Origin of the sequence: Streptomyces sp. YS-3, assembly GCF_045257485.1 — a bacterium.
GTDB lineage: Bacteria > Actinomycetota > Actinomycetes > Streptomycetales > Streptomycetaceae > Streptomyces.
Genome location: NZ_JBJHPC010000766.1, coordinates 1 through 2,799 on the forward strand (window position 1 = coordinate 1; position 2,799 = coordinate 2,799).

The following is a 2,799-nucleotide window of genomic DNA, read 5'->3' on the forward strand; positions in this document are numbered from 1 at the left end:
GTCGATGATCGGCCACTGCATGCCCGCGGCGGACGCGGGGCGGAACCGGGTGCGGGCGAGGGCGGGGTGCGGGTCCTCGCAGTGCAGGGTCGGCAGCAGCGTCGCGTGGTGCACGGCGAGGGCCGCCTTCACCAGCCCGGCGACGCCCGCCGCGGGCATGCAGTGGCCGATCATCGACTTCACCGAGCCGATGACGGGAGCGGCCGGGCCGTCCGGGCCCGGCCCGAACACCTCGGCCAGGGTGGCGAGTTCCGCCGCGTCGCCCGCCGGGGTGCCGGTGCCGTGGGCCTCCAGGAGGCCGAGGGAGTCCGGGTCGCGCGGGTCGAGGCCCGCCGCCCGCCAGGCCTGGCGGACCGCGCGGGTCTGGCCGCCCGGGTCGGGGTTCATCAGCCCCGCGGCGCGGCCGTCGCCCGCCACTCCGGTGCCGCGGATCACGGCGTAGACGCGGTCGCCGTCGCGTTCGGCGTCCGCGAGGCGTTTGAGGGCGACCACGCCCGTGCCCTCGCCGATGAGGATGCCGTCGGCCGCCGCGTGGAAGGGGCGGCTGCGCTGGCTCGGCGAGAGGGCGCGCAACTGGGTGAAGACGCTCCACAGGGTGATGTCGTGGCAGTGGTGGACCCCGCCCGCCAGCATCAGGTCGCAGCGGCCCGAGGCCAGTTCGCCCACCGCCTGGTCGACCGCGATCAGCGAGGACGCGCAGGCGGCGTCCACGGTGTACGCCGGTCCCCGCAGATCGAGGCGGTTGGCGATACGGGAGGCCGCCAGGTTGGGGACGAGCCCGATCGCGGACTCCGGGTGCTCGGGTCCCAGCGTCTCGGTGAAGGCGGCCCGCACCCGGTCGAGCTGGCCGGGGCCGAGGTGCGGCAGGAGCTCGCCCAGGGTGCGCGTCAACTGGTGGGCGGTGCGGACCCGTTGGTCGAGGCGGACCAGGCCCGGGTTGAGGTAGCCGCCCCGGCCGAGGACCACGCCGACCCGGCCGCGGTCGGGCAGCCGCTCCTCGCCGCCCGCGTCCGCCAGCGCGCGGGCCGCGACGGTGAGCGCGATGAGCTGGTCGGGTTCGGTGCCCGCCACCGAGCTCGGCATGATGCCGAAGCGGGCGGCGTCGACCCCGGCGAGGCCGTCCACGAAGCCGCCGCGCCGGCAGTAGATCCGGTCGGCGGCTCCGCCCGGGTCGCCGGGCCGGTAGTACACCGGGTCCCAGCGCCCCTCGGGCACCTCCCGTACGGCGTCGACGCCCTCGACGAGGTTGCGCCAGTAGGCGTCCAGGTCCTCGGCGCCCGGCAGCAGGACGGCCATACCGACGATGGCCACCGGGGCTTGACGTCCCGTCATACCGGCTGCGGCTGACGTCCGGTCGGCCATGTCACCAGCCCGATGCCGTGTAGACGACGGAAGTGGCCGACTCGTCGCCCCAGGCCAGCTCGCGCAGCAGGGCGAGCGCCCCCTCCTCGCGGTCGATGAGGGCCACCCCGCGCCGGGCGTACTCCCGGGCGAGGTGCGGGGTGACCATGCCGGCGTGTTCCGCCGAGGGCGCCCACGGCCCCCAGTGCACGGTCAGCGCCCGCCGTCCGGTGCGCCGCGCCCACCGCTCGCCGAGGCCCGCGAGCGCGTCGTTGGCGGCGGCGTAGTCGCCCTGCCCCCGGTTGCCGAGTACGGCGGAGACGCTGCCGAACAGCACGGCCGTCCGGGGGCCGTGGGCGAGCTGGGACGCGGCGTCGAGCAGTGCGCGGGCGCCGTCCACCTTCGTGGCGTACACCCGCCGGAAGGACTCGGGGTCCTTCTCCTCGATGAGCCGGTCCTCGATCACGCCCGCCGCGTACACCACCAGGTCGATACGGCCGTGCTCGGCCTGGATCTCCTTGACGGCCTGGGCCACGGCCGCGCCGTCGCGCATGTCGGCGACGCGGTACGCGGCGGGGCTGCCGAGCCGATCCAGCCGGTCCAGGGTGTGGGCGACCTCGCGGGCCGCGAGCAGGTTCGCGACCTCGCGTTCGATCGCGGCGGGGGCCAGGTCGCCCCGGGCGGCGAGCAGCGCCCGCAGCGCGGTCGCGTCGGCGGCGCCCGCGAGCTCCGGGTCCTCGGGCCCGGCGGGGAGCGGGGTCCTGCCGAGGAGTTCGATCCGGCAGTGGGAGGCAGCCGCGAGCGTCAGCGCGAGGTCCGCGGTGATGCCCCGGGCGCCTCCGGCGAGCAGGACGACGCTGTCGCGGCCGAGCCCGAGGGCCGCGGCTTCGGCGGCCCCGTCCCCGGCGGGCCCGGCGCCGGTCCGTGCCAGAGCGCCGAGGGGGCGCTCCACGAGCGTGTGGCCGTACCGTCCGGCGGCGGTGCGGGCGACGACGGGGGCGCGGTCCTCGGCGTACAGCTCGGCCAGCAGGTAGTCGGCCCGCCGGGTGGCCGTCTCCGCCGGGTCGAGGTCGACGACGCGCGCGATGACGTCGTCGTACTCCCGCCCGATGGTGCGGAACAGCCCGGGCAGCCCGGCCCCCGCCTCCTCTCCGGCGCCGGGCGCGGTCCTGGCGCAGATCAGCGTGCGCGGCCGGAGGCGCAGGGCGGCGCGGACGACCTCGAAGGCCCCGGGGAGCAGCGGCGGACCGCCGTCGGAGGGGGAGGCGGGGACGACGGCGCCCAGGTGGAAGACCCCGTCCAGGGGGCCGTCGGCGGCGTCGAGCCGCCGGTCGGTGTCGTACGCGACGACCTCGGCGCCCCGGTCCACCAGCCGTGCCGTCAGCTCCTCTGCGGTCGCGCCGCCGCCGAGCAGGGCGAAGCGCCTGCCGCCGAGGGAGGCGTCCGGTGGGGTGGGCG

At 77.4% G+C, this 2,799-nt stretch carries 2 protein-coding genes; both read right to left on the reverse strand.

All coding sequences use genetic code 11. From position 1 onward, the window contains the following. A partial coding sequence (locus ACJA3G_RS34490) for a polyketide synthase (RefSeq protein ID WP_406556973.1) occupies nt 1-1,332 on the reverse strand: 1,332 nt, incomplete at its 3' end. A gap of 31 nt (nt 1,333-1,363) precedes the next feature. Beyond that, on the reverse strand, nt 1,364-2,799 hold a 1,436-nt coding region (locus ACJA3G_RS34495), incomplete at its 5' end, for an SDR family NAD(P)-dependent oxidoreductase (RefSeq protein ID WP_406556974.1).